The following is a 17,073-nucleotide window of genomic DNA, read 5'->3' on the forward strand; positions in this document are numbered from 1 at the left end:
TTGCCTCATCCATCGTAATTTTGAATAGGTTATATAAAAACTATCCGTTAGTCGCGCAGAAAAACTTGCCCTATTGTTTTGCTATATCAACCGAAAAAGGAATGACAATGAAGCTCTACATAGGAAATCAAAACTACTCTAGTTGGTCACTACGCGCATGGTTGGGGTTTGCTCAAAACGGACTAGAGGTTGAAATTGAAAAGCTCAAGTTATTTACACCTGAGTTTTACCAAACATTACAGGGAGTTACGCCTACAGGGAAAGTGCCTGCTTTAGTTGATGGTGAGCTGGTGGTGTGGGATTCCTTGGCGATTTTGGAGTACCTCAACGAAGTGAAATTAGGCGGAAAAGCGTGGCCTAGCGATGGGCGAGAAAGAGCCAAAGCGCGCGCTATCGCTTGTGAAATGCACTCAGGGTTTAGCGCATTACGTAATGAGTTACCAATGAACTGCCGCGCGAGGCGTAAAGTGGTACTTTCTGAGCAAGCACGTCTCGATGTCGCCCGTATTGATGCGATTTGGAGTGAACAGATGACGCAGTACCCGCAGCAATGGCTGTTTGGCGCCTGGTCGATTGCCGATGCTATGTACGCTCCTGTGGTTTTGCGTTTTATCACTTACCAGATCCCGCTGTCAGAGCAAGCCGCGCTCTATCGAGACAAAGTACTGCAAAGCGCCGCGATGCAGCGTTGGTTGGCGGAAGCCGCTCAAGAGAGCGATATTGTTAGCGAAGACGAAGCGGGTGAAGAGGTCGCGATCTAACCGGTTCTCATCTTGTCGTTGAGATTGGTATACCTTAGCGACAAGGTTTCTCACCTTTATTATGATTTCTGTCAAAAAGTAACCAAAAAGCCCTGAAGCCAGTATCGTATCGCTTATAGTTAATTTATCAGTGATCGTGGTCGTACGGTAATCCATCCAGAGGGGCGAGACAATGGTGGCACAATCTTTGCGAATCTGTCTTGTCCTGTTTGAGCGTGTCTCAAAGGCTGGAGGATCGTATGGATAAATGGGCTGTGCAACGGGGGCGTTCTTTAGCGTTGAGTTTGGTGGTCATGGTGATCTTGACCACATCATTGGTCATCGCCAGTTACGCTTTTTATACCTATCAACATCGCACTGAGATGCTTGAAGAGGAGATTTTGAGTCAAGCTCTGGAGAGTGCAGAGCGGCTAAGCCGTGCGATTGCTAGCGATTTGCAAACCGGTCATCTTGCTGATTATTCGCTCTTTTTGCAAACAGAAATGAGTACCGCGAATCATAAAGCGCTGCTCGCCATCTTGCTGGAAGCTTCTCAGTTAGAATCCGCCTTTGAACCGCCTTTCTCAACCTTCGGTTTGGTTAAAATGCCAACGGGTGAAGTGCGTGAGTTTATATCTAGCCAAGATGATCACTTGCTTGCTTCTTCACAGTTTTTCCAGCAGCGAGACATTAGAAGCGCAGAGGGTGCTTTGCTCGGCCATGTCAAAGTGTATGGCAGTGGTGAAGAACTAGGGCAGGAAAAAAGAAGCCTATTGTTGAACTCGTTACTCACGGCCCTTGGCCTGCTGCTGATGCAAACCGTGATCTCGGCAACCCTGATACAATGGATTTTGACCCGTCCGCTACAAAGAATTACCAACACCTTAGTTAAGCGAGATGCCGATGGTTTACCCACCGCAAAAGTTCACTCCTCTTCTTATACCGAACTCTCCGTATTAACCGACACCGTCAACGAGATGCTAAAAGTGATCTGCAAAACGCGAGACACATTGCGCTCGCAACGTGAGCGGTTAGAAAACGTGATTGAAGGGACCGATGCAGGCACTTGGTATTGGAATATTCAAACGGGTAAGACCGAGTTTAACCCACGCTGGGCGGAAATTATTGGTTATCAGTTGCATGAACTAGAGCCTATTTCTATCCAAACTTGGCTTGATCATCTCCACCCCGAGGATGTCAAAAAATCAGAGGAAAAACTGCAAGCGCACTTTGCTGGTGAGCATGAGTACTACCAATGTGAGGTGCGGATGCGTCACCGCGATGGACATTGGGTGTGGGTAATGGATAGGGGCAAAGTGGCGCTGTGGGATGAAAGTGGTAAACCGCTAGAGATGTTTGGCACTCACATTGATATCAGTGAAGATAGAGCGCGAGAACAGCAGCTCGCACTCGCCGCCGATGTGTACAAATATGTACGCGAGGGGATTTTGATTGCCAATAGCCGTGGTTTGATTGTCGATGTCAACCGGGCGTTTAGCCAAATCACGGGTTATAGCCGAGAAGAGGTGATTGGTCAGTCGCCGAAAATGCTTAAATCCGGTATTCACGACCGGGCGTTTTATCACAATATTTGGAAGGACTTACATCTTGAAGGGTGCTGGCGCGGCGAAATTTGGAACAAACGTAAAAACGGCGAAATCTATCCTGAACTGCTGACCATTAGTCGGGTCAGTGATGCGGTAGAAGAAGTTCGCTATGTCGCGCTGTTTTCCGACATTTCCGCGCTCAAAGAACACGAGTACCACTTAGAGAAGATTGCCCATTACGACGCCTTAACCAAACTTCCTAATCGTCTTTTGCTGCAAGAGCGTCTGAATACATCGATGCTGAATGCGAAAAAATATGGCCGTGCCATTGCTCTGCTGTTCATTGATTTAGATGGCTTTAAAGATGTGAACGATCAATATGGGCATACAGCGGGTGATGAAGTGCTGTGCGTGATGGCGCAGCGGATGAAAACCATTACTCGAGAAGAAGATACTTTAGCGCGCTTTGGTGGCGATGAGTTTATTGTGATTCTGTCGGATATTGATGATAAACACCGCACGACTCAGATTGTAACCCGTTTACTCAGCTCTATCGCGAAGCCGCTGCATGTCTCAGGGTATGAAATGAGCTTGTCGGCCAGTATTGGTATCAGTCTCTATCCAGAAAATCGTGATATCAGCGCAGACACACTCATACAGCAAGCCGATCAAGCCATGTATCAAGCTAAACTGGCGGGGAAAAATGGTTACTATTTTTACCAAGCTTAACTGCATCAATAGTGGCGCTGGGGGGCATCTTAAGTGTTGTCATTGTTTTGTCGATACTTATTAGCGCAGCATCCCTAAACTCTTAAGTTTGCGATAAATGGTGTTGCGGCTTATGCCAAGCAAACGCGAGGTTTTGCTGATGTTGCCTTGTGTCGCTTGGTAGGTTTTCAGCAAAGATTCATCGACGGTCGATTTGATGTCTTTGACCGCCGCTTCTTCCTCATAATGAGGTTGCGGTTGGCCCAGCTTGCCAGCAAGGTGATTCGGCAGATGGCTGAGGGTCAGCACAGTTTCACCTTGTGCCATCAGTGCGGACACTTTAAGCAGGCTATCGAGCTCGCGTAAATTGCCCGGCCAGTGGTAATCGAGCAACAGCGCCATTAGGTGAGGGCAAATCGATTGATCGCTCTCGGCATAACGGTGGTGAATTTGCTCTATCAGAGTTTGTTTGTCGCTGCGCTGTTGTAAGCGCGGCAGTTCGATGATAAGGCCATTGAGGCGGTAGTAGAGATCTTGACGAAACTCGCCCTGCGCGACCAACTGCTCAAGATTTTTGTGCGTAGCGGCAATGATTTGTGTATCCACTTGCACGCTTTGGTTTGAGCCAATCGGCAGAACAGTTTTATCTTGCAATACGTGCAGTAGTCGGCTTTGCGCCGCCAAAGGCAGATCGGCAATCTCATCTAAAAACAAAATCCCTTTGTCGGCTTGGCGCACTTTACCCAGATAGCCCTTGTTACTCGCACCAGTAAAAGCGCCCGCCTGATAGCCAAACAGCTCCGATTCAATCAGATCTTTTGGTAGTGCGCCGCAGTTAACCGCGACCAATGGCCCGTTTTTGCGCGCGCTGTTTTTGTGTAGTGCTTTTACAAACTCATTTTTGCCTACCCCGGTTTCTCCGAGGATCAGCAAACGGATATCTTTGTCGATGACGCGATTCGCTTGTTGCCAGCAATGCTCGACTCTGCTGTCGCCAAAGTGAAGATCGTTTGAGGCGCAAATCGCGCGGCTGCGGCGCTTTTTCTCGCCCAAGGTTTGGGTTGCAAACACCAGCGGATGCTGGGATGAACGCTGCTGTAAGACGCTCTCCAGCGGCTGGCCGATCACCTTGTCTCGCGCTAACAACTGCTTGGCCACTTGGTTGTGCGCCAAAATTGTTCCTGCTTCATCGGCGATGATCACGCCTTGCCAGCCACTGTGCAGCAGGGAGGTTTCACAGGCCAAGTCGACCCGAATATGACTATCTGGGATCTGGTTTAGCAGTTGATTTTCTACCTGCTGCACCATGTTTTGCACTAGCACTTGGGTGGAAAAATCATGCTTTTGCTCTTCGCTGGTGATGTCCAAAATACCTATCAATTGCCCATTGTGATCAAAAACAGGGCTGGCAGAACAACTGATAAAGCGGTGATGCTGTATAAAATGTTGATCACCAATCACCGAGATGGGTTTGGCTTCGATTAAGGCAGTGCCAATCGCGTTGGTGCCTTTGAGTTTTTCCTGCCAGCAGGCTCCGGAACTTAGGGCGATTTCGGTCAGTCTTTCACGAAATTTCGGTTGTCCCCAACTGCCGATAATCACCCCTTCTGCATCGGTGAGAATCAAACGGCTGTCACTGTGCGCAAACAACTGGTTAAACAAGGGCAACGCATACTGACTAACGCTGTCAATCAGTACGCTGTTTTGCTGGCGACGATCTTTGAGCAGTGCAGCAGTTAAACGCACATCTTCTGGGCGTCGGCGCTGCTTTAGGCCGGCCTGTTCACTGCGATTCCAAGAACTGGAAAGCCAATTGGGGTTAGTAACCTGTTGAAGTTGCATGACTGTACCATTTTGTCACAGTGAGAGTGTGCCATTTTGTAGCACTTGAACACTGGTGAACACACCATACTTCTGCTCAATCTGAACTCACCCAAGTTGTTATCGTTTGGTAATCATAGTTTTACATTTGTTTAACAACAAGCCGATTATTGTTGGCCTGTGACTTGCGTTGTTAAGTTGGACAACAGTGCGTTTCGACACTGTCAACACTGAACGAGAAACAAAAGGACGAGTTATGATCTATGCACAACCAGGCAGTGAAAATGCCATCGTTAGCTTCAAATCTCACTATGACAATTACATTGGCGGAGAGTGGGTGAAACCGGTCGGCGGTGACTATTTTGACAACATTTCTCCGGTCAACGGTCAGGCGTATTGCAAAGTCGCTCGCTCAGGAGAAGCGGACATCAATCTCGCGCTGGATGCCGCGCACAATGTCAGAGCGCAGTGGGCGAAAACCAGTGTCACGGAGCGCTCCAATATCTTGCTGAAAATCGCCGATCGCATTGAAGCGCATCTGGAAGAGCTGGCGGTGGCCGAAACGTGGGAAAATGGTAAGCCTGTGCGCGAAACATTGGCGGCGGATTTACCGCTGGTGGTTGACCACTTCCGCTATTTTGCTGGTTGTATCCGCGCGCAGGAAGGCAGCGCGGCGGAGCTTGATGCCAACACCGCAAGCTATCACTTCCCTGAACCGATTGGTGTGGTCGGACAGATCATTCCTTGGAACTTCCCTATGCTGATGGCGGCGTGGAAACTGGCACCCGCGTTGGCGGCAGGCTGTTGTGTGGTTTTGAAACCGGCAGAGCAGACGCCAACGTCGATCTTAGTTCTGATGGAAAAAATCGGCGATTTGATACCGGCGGGTGTTATCAATGTGGTCAACGGTTTCGGCGCTGAAGCAGGTCAAGCGCTCGCGACCAGCAACCGCATCGCCAAATTAGCCTTTACTGGTTCAACGCAAGTGGGCAACCACATTTTGCGCTGTGCGGCTGATAACTTAATTCCATCTACCGTGGAGTTGGGCGGTAAGTCACCGAACATCTATTTCCCAGATGTGTTTGACCATGAAGATGAGTATCTGAACAAGTGTATTGAAGGCACCTTGCTGGCGTTTTTCAACCAAGGTGAAGTGTGTACCTGTCCGTCACGTGTGCTGGTGCATGAATCCATCTACGACAAGTTTATTGCCAAAGTGGCCGAGCGGGCGAAAACCATCAAGCAAGGCAATCCGCTGGATACCGATTGCCAAGTGGGCGCGCAGGCCTCGCAAGAGCAGTTTGACAAGATCCTCAGCTATCTTGAAATCGGTCGTCAGGAAGGCGCAAAAGTGATCTTCGGCGGTGAAATCGCCCAGCAAGAAGATGCCTTGTCGCAAGGCTACTACATTCAGCCAACCCTACTGCAAGGCCACAATAAAATGCGCGTATTCCAAGAGGAGATCTTTGGCCCGGTGATCGCGGTGACCACATTTAAAGATGAAGCAGAGGCCTTGGCGATCGCCAACGACACCGAATATGGTCTCGGCGCTGGATTGTGGACGCGTGACCAGAACCTCGCTTATCGCATGGGACGCAATATCGAAGCGGGGCGGATCTGGATCAACTGCTATCACGCTTATCCTGCCCATGCGGCATTTGGCGGCTACAAGAAATCGGGCATTGGCCGCGAAACGCACAAAATGATGCTCAATCACTATCAAAACACCAAAAATTTGCTGATCAGTTACGATGTCAATCCACTTGGCTTCTTCTAGGCCGACAGGTTAAATAAGCCGACAGGTTGAATCTCACTTTATGCCCTGAAATCTCAGGGCTTTTTTCATGGCTTCACTGGGTTTTCTCACCTATCTGGTGCAAACATTGCAACTTAAAGGCGCATTCGCACGCAAATAGTGCAAAAAAATAAATTTATCAAATCAAAAGCTTAAGTTGCATTCACTGACCTTTAGCCAAAATGCCAGTTGGGTTTTTGGGAGCGAGTTCAAATTTCAGCATATCGTCTGGTTTTCTTATTTCTGCAACAGTTGTGGAATAAGGGTTGCACAGCTGTTGTGAATAAAAATGAGAAATGGTGGTTTGTCTATGCATTTAACGTCGGAAGAACAACGCTGGCTGCCTTGGCTGGGGAAAACAGGCAAATTGGCGATGGGTAAAGCGTGCTTTATTAATCGCAACCGCAAGCACGCTTTGGAGCAAACTTTTGAAAATATTGCCAATACGCGGGTGCAAATTTTAACCACTTGGGCGAACAATCAATGGTCATTTTTGCAAGATGCCGCGCTCTACCTCTCCTCCAAAGCGCCCAATGAATATCACGAAACGCTGCAAAGGTTGCTCAAACGGGGCACGGATTTTTCCGAGCTGTTTATCGTAGAGCCCAGTGGCACCATTGTGGAATCGACTTACTCTGGGCAGAAAACGCGTCAAGTGGCCGCAAAAGCGGCGCTAAAAAACGGTTTGCAACAACCGTTTCTGCACGGTCCGTATGTCGACAAAATCACTCTGGCGATAGGCGCTTCAAGTTCCACTTTTCACGACCAAGTGACCCTGATGTTTTATCAACCGCTGCGCCAAGAGGGCAAGTTGCTTGGCTGTCTCTGCGGGCGAGTGCCGAACGATGTGATTGGCGATCTAATTCAGCGCGAAGCCGGGCACATTTACAGTGAATCGGGCGATAACTACCTGTTTATGGTGCAGTCAAATTTTGACCCTGCGATAGCTCCTGGCGTAGCGCTCTCGCGCTCGCGTTTTGAAGATAACCGTTTTTCGCATGGGGAAAATTTAAAATCTGGCGTGCATACCAAGTGGGGTGTGGTCAAAGTGCAGCATCATACTGAATTTGAGATTGTGTTTAATGATCCGAAAACGGGCAAGCTGCATCCCGGTGTGCGTGAAACCATCAAAAACGGCGCCAATTTGTATGTGCAATACCCCGGCTATTCGGATTACCGGCACATCCCGGTGATTGGTAAAGGGGTGACTTTCACCATGCCTGGCTCTTTGGATAAATGGGGCATGATGTGTGAAGCGGATCTGGAAGAGGTGTATCGCCATCGCTCGGTGGCGCAAAAACTGAATCAGCAGTTTGCATTGAGTATTTTTGCTCCGATGCTGCTGCCATTTGCAGTCAGCTCTCTTTACCCGCTGAGCGAGTGGCAACTGCTGCTGTTTTCACTGTTGATGGGCGCTGTGGCGGTAACGCTGTTTCATCTTCTCACCGCGAAGCCACTGGCGACGCATCTTGGCAGCATGACGCAGGTGATGCAAGTTTTGGCCGAGGGGGATGGCAACTTGACACGGCGTCTCGATGCCAGTCGCTTTAAAGCCGATGAAACGGGCGATCTTGGCCGTTGGACCAACAGTTTTATCGACAGTTTGCAGGGGATGGTCAAAGAGCTGGTGTTTGCCAGCAAAGAGGTGCAGAGCGTATCGCAGTCGATGTTTCGTCGCAGCCAGATCTTGCTGTCCAGTAGCGACTCTACCGCCACATCGCTCACCGACATGCTGACGTTAGCGGGGATCCAAAGCCAAGAGATTGCGGGGGCCAACGATACGGCCATCGAGATGAATGGCTTGATGCAGGACGCGGTGCACGCCGCGCAGCAGGAGTATCACAATGCTGCGCAAAGTGCCGAGCAGATAAAAACCATTGTCCAGTCCTCAGCGCAGACGGTGGAAGAAGTAAACCGAGAAATGCAAAAAATCGGTGGCATTGTCGCTCTCATCACTGAGATCACTTCGCAAACCAACCTCTTAGCTCTGAATGCGGCGATTGAGGCAGCACGCGCGGGCGAGCATGGGCGAGGTTTCTCGGTAGTTGCCGACGAGGTGCGCGTCTTAGCCAACAAAACCTCGCAGGCGGCCAATAATATCGGCGAGCTGATGAAGGCGCTACACAGCCAGTCGGAACTGGCGGTCAGCTACATGCAAGAGGGCATTGCCAATGTAGAAAGCAACACGCAGGTGGTCGACCAATCGGCGCAAAGTGAGCGCTTGCAAACCTCAGTTAGTGGTCTTTTTAAACGGATCCAAGAGATCGCTCGCAACAGTGAAGAACACCGCCAAACCGCCGACGCAACCTCACACACCGTGGCGGCGTTGCAAGAAGCTTCTGGCCAGTTAGCGCGTCGAACGGCGTTGATGCAAAACTCATTGCAACGTTTGGATCAGTTGGTCGGTCGCTTTGATGTTGGCAAAGCGTCTTAACCAAGTGCCCAAGCAAAGTGTCTTAACAAATGTCTTAAAAAAGGGAGGCACGCAGTGTGCCTCCCTTTTGTTAGCGCATTGCCGAGTGGTTAGTAGCTGAGTGGTTGGTAGCTGAGTGGTTGGTAAGTGACCACTAGGTCTATACATATTGATTATCTGAGCTATTAAACGAGAACATGCGGATTTCATCTCGCGCTTGCCACCCCAATTTTAGGTAGAAATCCTGCGCTGAGAGGTTGTTACTCAGAACGAAAAGGTGGGTTTTGGCGATGCCTTGCTGCGCGAGGGCTTCGGTTGCGCTTTGCACCAAACGCTGAGCAATTTTCTGCCCGCGGTAGTGCAGATCGACTGCCAAATGTTGTAAGTAACCACGGCGGCCATCGGTGCCAACCAGCACGGCGCCAACTATGTCTTTCCCGCCAATCGGTTGCCCGTCAATCGCAACGAAGCTTAGCCCGGGGTTTTTGGTCAAATAGGCGGCGATGCTCGTACGGGAGTCGGCGTCTTTGAGCGATAAGTTTTCTGTTTGTCCCCACAGCGTCATCACTGAGTCGTAGTCTGAAATGTCCATTTGACGAATTGTAATCACATCTTCTCCATTGCCTTCGGCAGCATTTGTTTTAATGCGCTTTTCGCCGATATCATGCGGCCAATTCACTCATAAAGACAAGCAGCAATTGTTTGCCACTGGACAAGATGGCTCCCACTGAGCCATCTTGTCCGTCCGCAGTTATTTGGCGTTGGCTTGCAAGCTTAAGCCGCTAAAAGCGGAATAGCCGTTGAGCATGATGTGGTAGGTTCCCGGTGTGGCGCTAGGGAATGTGCATGTCTCGCTATTCCCATTGCGATACGGGCGACAATCCCAGTTTTGCAGTGTCGGCTCTGAGCCAAATTTGACGTACAGATCCGCATCGCCGCTCCCACCCCAGCTAGTTATCTGCAGATTCTGTGACTGCGTCAGTTCAAAGGTATAGCGAAGCTGAGTGCTGCGCGAGCCAGCGATATTGTTGACCGGCACGCCATTTTTCAGCACGTTGCCGGGTTGTGGGGTTGAGTCTGCATTGGCCATCTCAATCGCGTAGGCTAAGCCCAGTTTAGTAAATTTCTCCGCGTGTGCGCCTTCAGCATCGGAGTTTTGCAACGTGTCCCGGCCCGTATGAATATTGGGGTTTGAGTCATTGAACTTAGATTCAAATGGCATCGCGGCGGAAAAGCCCGCATTGTGCCACGAAGCGTGATCCGAACAGGCGTAGCCACAGCGATCATAGCCGTAAGTGAGTGATGGTAAATATTCATCAATCAAGTTGGCGAGAAACTGCGTGAGGTTACTGTCGGTGTAATCGGTGATAAACACAATGTCTTGCGCAGATCCTTGATAATTGGTCATATCCAGTTGCAATGCCGAGACGACTTTCTTACCTTGCGCTTGATAACGGTTCGCGATCTCTTGTGAACCGCGCAGTCCAACCTCTTCGGCGGCATACGCCATAAAGGCGATAGAGCGTTTGGGCTGGAAGTTGTTTTGTGTCAGCACGCGGATCACCTCGGTCACGGAGGCGATACCGGAGGCGTCATCGTCCGCGCCCGGAGCAATGCTCTGCTCGTTAGTGCGTGAGCCGATGGTGGAGTCGAGATGACCACCGATGACGATCCACTCGTCCGGCTTTTCACTACCAGTAATGGTCAACACCACCGATTTTTGGTTGTAGCCACTATGGGCAATTTGCTCGACATTCGCACCGGGTAGACCTGATGAGAGTGAGCGCCATTGGCTCGCGATCCAGTCAGACGCTTGTGCGCCAGAGGTTGTGGTGTAAAAACGGTTGTTAAAACTGGCGAGTGAGCTGATGACGGTGGTGATTTGACTGGCATCGACTTGCGGTAACCAGGCGTTGACGGTGGCCTGCTGAGAAATATCAGGAATAGCGAAACTGGCAAGGGTTTGCGGCATGACGCTTGCTGCCATGGCACTTTGCGCTGATGCGTGCACCATATATCCCCCACAGCGATGATGCTCTTCGTGCATGTCATGGGAGAGTGCCGCGAGCTGGCTGCTGTCGACTTGCCCGACCCAAACCTCGCTGCTGCTTGCCAGCGTATTGGGTAAAATGGGCATTGCCCCAGAGCGAGTGACGGTCTGTACTGCATCCGAGCCGATCGAAATCCAGACTTTCTCTTCCTCGGCGTATGCATGTGCAACGCTGCCTGCCAAGACCATAGCCAATAACGTTTTGTTGTATTTCATTATCTCCTCCTGAGATATTTATAAAATCAACAAAATTTAGAACAGAAATTCGTTTTATGTTAATTATTTGTTATTGCTATGCTTGTCATGATTTATTGGCAGAAAATTATCAATAACGGCGGGAATGAGTAGCAGCGCTTGAACAGCTTAGGTGGGAAGATTCTCTGCTAAAGGCTCAGCAGAGAAACGGCTTCTCTGCTGATAAGGTACTGAATAAGCTAGGTTTTACGCTTTGGCTGCTTGTTGTGGTTTCGCTCTTCGACGCGTTGAGGAAGGATTACCATTATTTGGCTTGCCATTGCTTGGTTTGCCAGCGTTTGCTTTAGGCTTTCCTTGCTGATTGTTTGTGGCGGCTTTACCGTTTTGTTTTGCGCGAGGATTCCCTTTGTTTTCTTGGCCAGATTTGGGTTGGCTAAACTGACGTTTCGGCTTTTTCTGCCCGTTATCGGCAGAATTTGCTGGGCGACGCTCACCGCCTTCAGCGTTTGTTTGTGGCTTCTTCGGTTTTTTCGGCTTTTTCGCTTTGATTGGGCGAGTATCGAGTTTGGACTCTGGCACTTCGTTGCTCGGTTTGAAGCCTTCTAGCTCATGGCGAGGCAAGAGCTCTTGGATCAAACGCTCAATTGCGAACAGTTCAGGTGCTTCCAAGGCGCAGACCAGTGAGATGGCTTTGCCGGTTTCTCCAGCTCGGCCTGTACGGCCAATGCGGTGCACATAGTCTTCTGCCACTTTCGGTAGCTCAAAGTTAACCACTTGTGGCAACTGAGGAATGTCGATACCACGAGCAGCGATATCCGTCGCTACCAGCACACGAATGTCACCCGATTTAAAATCCGCCAGCGCTTTGGTTCTCGCACCTTGGCTCTTATTGCCGTGAATTGCTGCCGCTGAAATGCGGTTGTCATTGAGGAAAGCAGCAAGACGGTTTGCGCCGTGTTTGGTGCGGGTAAATACCAGCACTTGCTGCCAGTTACCGTCTTGGATCAGTTTCGCCAACATGGCTGGCTTTTTCTTTACATCGGATGGGTAAATACACTGCTCAACAGTGCGAGCGGTCGAGTTTGCCGGGCTAACCGAGATCTCCACCGGATTGTTTACCAGCCCTTTGGCCAGTGCGCGGATCTCTTCTGAGAAGGTGGCTGAAAACAGCAAGTTCTGACGTTTTGCCGGCAAAATCTCTAGAATTTTGCGAATATCGCGGATAAAACCCATGTCGAGCATGCGGTCCGCTTCATCCAGTACCAGCACTTCTAACTGATCAAACTTCACCGCGTTCTGCTGGTAAAGATCCATCAGACGCCCTGGAGTCGCGACCAACACGTCGGCGCCTTTACGCAGACGCAGCATTTGCGGGTTGATTTTTACCCCACCAAATACCACCGCACTGCTCAGTGGCAAGTGACGGCTGTACATAAACACGTTCTCTTGCACTTGCGCCGCGAGTTCACGCGTTGGCGTTAGGATCAAGGCGCGAACTTGGTTACTACGCACTCGCGGACCATTGGACAATCTTTCAAGGATAGGCAGAGTAAAGCCTGCGGTTTTCCCCGTACCTGTCTGCGCGGCGGCCATCACGTCCTTGCCTTGTAAAATCGCAGGAATTGCCTGCATTTGAATTGGCGATGGCGTGTCGTAGCCTTTCTCCTGAATAGCTTTAAGGATTGGTGCAGACAGACCTAACGAGGTAAAACCCATATGTGATTCTCAATATAAATAGTAGGAAGCGTCGCCCATTTTTCAGGCGGCGAAAAGTGCGACATTCTGAGGCTTTTACCCGTCTACTTCAACCGATAATTGTCTCTTTTCAATTCAGAGACAGAGTCGTGGCTTTTGTGAAGCACTTCTCGCTTTCGCTCATCAAGGTCTATTTCCTCTTTACCTCAACTTAACTTGGGGTTTTAGCCTGCATCTAGGGTTTAAAAAACAAGGAGATGATGATGAGAAGTTATGTTGAACACGCCAACATGTCGGTGGTGGATGCCCAAAAAACCATTCATTTTTTGATCAGTGCTGACGCGCACTTACGCAATGATTATACGCAATAACATTAGGCTGCCCATCTCACGGCGCAACTCAGCTCAGCTCTGTGACTGAGTGCGCACCAGCAGAAGGCTAGGTTACAAGGCAAGGAAAAAAGAGGCGAGTAATGAAAACCTACAATGTGTTCTATTCGGTCAAGCAAGGCGTGAGTAGTGAGCAGGTGAGTAAACTGACTGATGAATTTATCGCCCAGTTACGCACTCATGAGTTGGTTGAATCGGCTGCGAGTTCTCGCATCGTCAACAAAGGCAATTTTCCAGAAATGCCGGACTTTCATTTGGCGGTGAACTTTAAAGATCAAGCGCAGATGGATGCGTCATTTCACACCATTCGGCTATCTTTAATGACAACTTACCCGCATGCCGACTTGATGCGTTCAGTAGCGGACTTTAAAGTGACGTTTAGCGAGTCGCTGAGCGATTTACCCGTGGCTTAAAATGAGGATGTTATGCAAAAGCAAAACCCAATTGAACTGCAAGCGCTCGATCACCTTGTGCTGCGCGTGAGCGATTTGCCGCGCATGCTGCACTTTTACTGCGAGGTGTTGGGCTGCCAAGTGGAACGCGAATTGGCAGAGTTTGGTTTAACGCAACTTCGTGCTGGCAGTGCCTTGATTGATCTGGTGACTATCGAGGGCAAACTTGGTCAACAAGGTGGCCGTGCGCCGGGCAAAGAAGGGCGCAATATGGAGCATTTCTGTTTGCAAATTACCCCAGCGGATGAAGAGCAACTGCTGGAGTACTTTGCTTCACATCAAGTGCCCGTGGACGAGTTTGTTGAACGTTACGGCGCACAAGGCTTTGGCCGCTCTGTGTATATTCGCGATCCAGAAGGCAATACGGTCGAGCTTAAACCGCAGGTGCGTTAAAGCACCAAAACAAAAAGAGCAGCGTGTGGGCTGCTCTCTGTTTCGCAAAGGCGGCACTTTAGTCGGCTTGGCTTGGTGCTCGCCACCATGGGTGGACCGGTTGTGGCGCACCGATCACATTTCTCTGGCCAATTTCCGGGCTGATCATGCTAACCCCTTTCTCTTGGCTAATCTGCCACGCTTGCTCCATCGGCTCATACCAGTCATGCATTGACAGATCAAACGTGCTGTTATGGATTGGTAGCATCACTTTGCCTTTGAGATCCAAGTGCGCCTGCACGCTTTGCTCGGGGAACATGTGAATCTTCGACCAAAGCGAGTTGTAGGCTCCGGTTTCAATCATGGTGAGATCAAATGGGCCATATTTTTCACCAATCGCTTTAAAACCGTCGAAGTAACCCGAGTCGCCGCTAAAATACAGGCTTTGTGAACGGGAACGGATCACCCAACTGCCCCACAAGGTTGAGTTACCATCACCCAAACCACGTCCAGAAAAATGCTGGGTGGGGGTAAAAACATACTCTATGCCATTCACCACTTTGCTCTCCCACCAATTGAACTCGACGATTTTCTCTTTGGCGATCCCCCACTCTTGTAAAAGCACACCCACTTTGAGTGGAACGAGAAACAGCGCCACTTTATCGGCAAGTTGTTTGACGGATGCTTTGTCGAGGTGATCGTAGTGATCATGGCTGATCAGTACCACATCGATCTCAGGCAAGCCATCTAGTGTGATGGGGGTAGGGTGGAAACGTTTGGGCCCGAAAAATTGCACCGGAGAGGCACGTTCACTGAATACTGGATCGGTCATGATTAACTGGTTATCCAGTTTAAGGATTAGGCTTGAATGGCCTAAGCGGTAGAAGACATCTTCGCGCTCTTCAACCAGTTGCGCTGCGGTGATGGCGTGCACAGGCAAAGCAAAGCTCGGAGTTGGATCAGCGCGTTTGCTGGTGAAATAGGCTTTAATGATTTCAAATAAATCAGAGCCCCCATCAAAGTTTGGGTCGCTGTTACGAAACGTTTTTGGGTAGGCCGCTTTTTCTGCCTCAGCAGTGGTACAGGCGGTGAAGAGAGAACTCATAGCGATGGCTCCTAACACGGTCAAAAAAGTGTTTTTGAAAAGTCGTTTGTGCATGGTTTTTTCATCATCCTTCTCACAGCCCAAGCGAGTAATTTAATGTAAACTAGTCGGTGTAGTTTACAATTCTAAGGTGAAAAGTAAACTGCTTAGTGTAAAATAGTCGGAAGATTTTGATCTTCAGGTTGCAACGCAATGATAGATAAGAAAAAAACACGTAGTGAAGAGAAACGTGATGCAATTATGTGCGCGGCGAAACAGGCGTTTCTCGAATTTGGTGTGCAAAACACCAGCATGGACAAGTTGGCCGCTCTGGCGGGAGTGTCGAAAAGAACCGTTTACAATCACTTTGCTTCAAAAGAAGCGCTGGTGATGGAGCTGCTGTCTGTGTTGTGGAAAAGCGCAATCAGTGAAGATGAGCTGGTGGAGCTCAATAAGCTGCCATTGCAGCAGCAACTGGTGATGTTACTGTGCCAAGAGATCAACGTGATTGCGCAGCCCGGTTATTTGGACATGGCGAAAGTCGCGTTAGGCCATTTTTTGTTTAAGCCAGAGGAGTTGCAAGCGCAAACCAAGGGGATGTCGAAGCAAGATACCGCGCTCTACACTTGGCTGGAAGATCAACATAAAAAAGGGCGCTTGAAACTGGAGAGTGTGGCACTGGCACGTACCCAACTGCACAGCCTGATTAAAGGCAGCGCCTTTTGGCCGCAGTTGCTCGGTAGCGCAGAGCCACTGACCCAAGAGCAGGGCGAAACATTGGCGCGGCAAACGGCCGAACTGTTTCTAAGCCATTACGCTACCGCTTCCAGTCATCACGCTAGCGCTTAAAGCAACGTCTAATTAGCGTTGCCGATTTTCTGGCAGATCGCCTCTGCCAGTTGGTGGCTGGCGATATTGCGCTCAATGACCGGATCCGGCACTCGGCCTTGTTCAATCACGCCAATCCAATCCTCGATCATGTTAGCAAAGCCTTTGCTGGCAAGCATCGGCGTCCAGTCTGCGAGGTTAAGCTTACTTTGTTGCCCTTGTTGCCACAGGGTACCTTGAACAAAAGAGTCAAATTCCACGGCGCGGTTTTGATAGCTCGCGCTGACTCGTTCGCAAGTGATGCCAAACTGGCGGTTCATTGAGGCGTGCAGCAGCGTTTCGCCACTTTGCCACTGCACATCGACTCTGGCGAGCTTGCCATCGGCCATTTGGTGGGTGAGGTAGACATCACGCAAATCCGCTTTGGCGTTGAGGTTAACGCTATCGAGCGGGTGAATGAAATCGTCAAAAAGGAAAGTGCGAACATCACCGGTTAAGTTGAGGCGATGCTTTTCCCAGCGTAGAGAGCGCAGCTCGCCACTCTCGCCACGCGCTAATTCTGGTACATGCTGGTTAAACAGTGGGATATGGCGGCGATTGAATCCGACGTACAAGGGCTGTTGCTGACGAATAGCTAACTCGTAGAGCGCTTCGACCTCTTTGGCATTATCAGCCAAGGGTTTATCCACAAATGTGGCAATGCCGTGCTGAAGGAAAAACGCGGCAATTTCGTAGTGAATCTGCGTGGCTGCGTGGATCATCACCGCATCCACCTTCATCTCCAGCAGTTGGCGATAATCCTGACACACTTCAGTCACGCGATACTGCTGTGCTAACTGCGCTAAGGTTTGCGCGTTGCGGGTGCAAAACACCAGTTCAATCCCAGATCTTTGGCAAATCACAGGTAGGTAAGCTTTCTGCGCGATGTCGCCCAGCCCAATGATGGCTATTTTCATATTTTCCCCTGCGCTATTCAGCGATTGA

At 49.9% G+C, this 17,073-nt stretch carries 13 protein-coding genes; 7 read left to right on the forward strand and 6 right to left on the reverse strand.

Annotation, left to right across the window (positions count from 1 at the left end):
• Window positions 1-107 precede the first annotated feature (107 nt).
• Together EA26_RS08895 and EA26_RS08900 are read left to right on the forward strand one after the other, a co-directional pair.
• Entirely contained in the window at window positions 108-761 is a 654-nt protein-coding gene (locus EA26_RS08895) for a glutathione S-transferase family protein (protein ID WP_193153806.1), read from the forward strand.
• A gap of 239 nt (window positions 762-1,000) precedes the next feature.
• On the forward strand, window positions 1,001-3,016 hold the full coding sequence (locus EA26_RS08900; protein ID WP_039426871.1) for a sensor domain-containing diguanylate cyclase: 2,016 nt from the start codon (window positions 1,001-1,003) through the stop codon (window positions 3,014-3,016).
• Between the two features lie 60 nt (window positions 3,017-3,076).
• On the opposite strand, the gene EA26_RS08905 is transcribed toward EA26_RS08900, so the two are convergent.
• Window positions 3,077-4,837: a sigma-54-dependent Fis family transcriptional regulator gene (locus tag EA26_RS08905; RefSeq protein WP_039426873.1), complete on the reverse strand. Its 1,761-nt coding sequence runs from the start codon at window positions 4,835-4,837 to the stop codon at window positions 3,077-3,079.
• 235 nt (window positions 4,838-5,072) lie between these two features.
• Between EA26_RS08905 and exaC the strand changes: the two genes are divergently transcribed.
• Window positions 5,073-6,593 (forward strand): acetaldehyde dehydrogenase ExaC, encoded by a 1,521-nt coding sequence (gene exaC, locus EA26_RS08910; protein ID WP_039426875.1) that lies wholly within the window; start codon window positions 5,073-5,075, stop codon window positions 6,591-6,593.
• 328 nt (window positions 6,594-6,921) lie between these two features.
• Complete coding sequence (locus EA26_RS08915) at window positions 6,922-9,045, forward strand: methyl-accepting chemotaxis protein (RefSeq protein ID WP_039426878.1); 2,124 nt, start codon at window positions 6,922-6,924, stop codon at window positions 9,043-9,045.
• 139 nt (window positions 9,046-9,184) lie between these two features.
• Here the strand turns inward: EA26_RS08915 and EA26_RS08920 are convergent, their stop codons facing one another.
• From EA26_RS08920 to EA26_RS08930, 3 genes are all read right to left on the reverse strand, one after another.
• Window positions 9,185-9,634, reverse strand: coding sequence for a GNAT family N-acetyltransferase (locus EA26_RS08920; protein WP_039428921.1), 450 nt, complete (start codon window positions 9,632-9,634; stop codon window positions 9,185-9,187).
• 141 nt (window positions 9,635-9,775) lie between these two features.
• Window positions 9,776-11,290 (reverse strand): M28 family metallopeptidase, encoded by a 1,515-nt coding sequence (locus EA26_RS08925; RefSeq protein WP_039426881.1) that lies wholly within the window; start codon window positions 11,288-11,290, stop codon window positions 9,776-9,778.
• Between the two features lie 225 nt (window positions 11,291-11,515).
• Window positions 11,516-12,985, reverse strand: coding sequence for a DEAD/DEAH box helicase (locus tag EA26_RS08930; protein ID WP_039426882.1), 1,470 nt, complete (start codon window positions 12,983-12,985; stop codon window positions 11,516-11,518).
• A 451-nt stretch (window positions 12,986-13,436) separates the two neighbouring features.
• Here EA26_RS08930 and EA26_RS08935 point away from each other — a divergent pair, with 451 nt between their 5' ends.
• Window positions 13,437-13,766 carry a DUF6614 family protein gene (locus tag EA26_RS08935; RefSeq protein ID WP_039426884.1) on the forward strand — a complete coding sequence of 110 codons (330 nt, stop codon included), beginning with the start codon at window positions 13,437-13,439 and terminating at the stop codon, window positions 13,764-13,766.
• Window positions 13,767-13,778: 12 nt separating this feature from the next.
• Window positions 13,779-14,198: a VOC family protein gene (locus EA26_RS08940; RefSeq protein WP_039426886.1), complete on the forward strand. Its 420-nt coding sequence runs from the start codon at window positions 13,779-13,781 to the stop codon at window positions 14,196-14,198.
• Between the two features lie 58 nt (window positions 14,199-14,256).
• On the opposite strand, the gene EA26_RS08945 is transcribed toward EA26_RS08940, so the two are convergent.
• Window positions 14,257-15,282, reverse strand: a complete 1,026-nt coding sequence (locus tag EA26_RS08945; protein WP_039428923.1) for an MBL fold metallo-hydrolase — start codon at window positions 15,280-15,282, stop codon at window positions 14,257-14,259.
• Between the two features lie 192 nt (window positions 15,283-15,474).
• Here EA26_RS08945 and EA26_RS08950 point away from each other — a divergent pair, with 192 nt between their 5' ends.
• Complete coding sequence (locus EA26_RS08950) at window positions 15,475-16,110, forward strand: TetR/AcrR family transcriptional regulator (RefSeq protein WP_039426888.1); 636 nt, start codon at window positions 15,475-15,477, stop codon at window positions 16,108-16,110.
• An 8-nt stretch (window positions 16,111-16,118) separates the two neighbouring features.
• Here EA26_RS08950 and EA26_RS08955 read toward each other — a convergent pair whose 3' ends face one another.
• Window positions 16,119-17,045, reverse strand: a complete 927-nt coding sequence (locus EA26_RS08955; RefSeq protein WP_039426889.1) for a Gfo/Idh/MocA family protein — start codon at window positions 17,043-17,045, stop codon at window positions 16,119-16,121.
• Between the last annotated feature and the right edge of the window lie 28 nt (window positions 17,046-17,073).

It is taken from the genome of Vibrio navarrensis, from assembly GCF_000764325.1.
GTDB lineage: Bacteria > Pseudomonadota > Gammaproteobacteria > Enterobacterales > Vibrionaceae > Vibrio > Vibrio navarrensis.

Excerpts from the sequence above, each read along its gene's own strand:
- EA26_RS08895 (WP_193153806.1), top strand. The coding sequence starts at position 108 with ATGAAGCTCTACATAGGAAATCAAAACTACTCTAGTTGGTCACTACGC.
- EA26_RS08900 (WP_039426871.1), top strand. The coding sequence starts at position 1,001 with ATGGATAAATGGGCTGTGCAACGGGGGCGTTCTTTAGCGTTGAGTTTG.
- EA26_RS08905 (WP_039426873.1), bottom strand. The coding sequence starts at position 4,837 with ATGCAACTTCAACAGGTTACTAACCCCAATTGGCTTTCCAGTTCTTGG.
- exaC (WP_039426875.1), top strand. The coding sequence starts at position 5,073 with ATGATCTATGCACAACCAGGCAGTGAAAATGCCATCGTTAGCTTCAAA.
- EA26_RS08915 (WP_039426878.1), top strand. The coding sequence starts at position 6,922 with ATGCATTTAACGTCGGAAGAACAACGCTGGCTGCCTTGGCTGGGGAAA.
- EA26_RS08925 (WP_039426881.1), bottom strand. The coding sequence starts at position 11,290 with ATGAAATACAACAAAACGTTATTGGCTATGGTCTTGGCAGGCAGCGTT.
- EA26_RS08930 (WP_039426882.1), bottom strand. The coding sequence starts at position 12,985 with ATGGGTTTTACCTCGTTAGGTCTGTCTGCACCAATCCTTAAAGCTATT.
- EA26_RS08935 (WP_039426884.1), top strand. The coding sequence starts at position 13,437 with ATGAAAACCTACAATGTGTTCTATTCGGTCAAGCAAGGCGTGAGTAGT.
- EA26_RS08940 (WP_039426886.1), top strand. The coding sequence starts at position 13,779 with ATGCAAAAGCAAAACCCAATTGAACTGCAAGCGCTCGATCACCTTGTG.
- EA26_RS08945 (WP_039428923.1), bottom strand. The coding sequence starts at position 15,282 with ATGAGTTCTCTCTTCACCGCCTGTACCACTGCTGAGGCAGAAAAAGCG.
- EA26_RS08950 (WP_039426888.1), top strand. The coding sequence starts at position 15,475 with ATGATAGATAAGAAAAAAACACGTAGTGAAGAGAAACGTGATGCAATT.
- EA26_RS08955 (WP_039426889.1), bottom strand. The coding sequence starts at position 17,045 with ATGAAAATAGCCATCATTGGGCTGGGCGACATCGCGCAGAAAGCTTAC.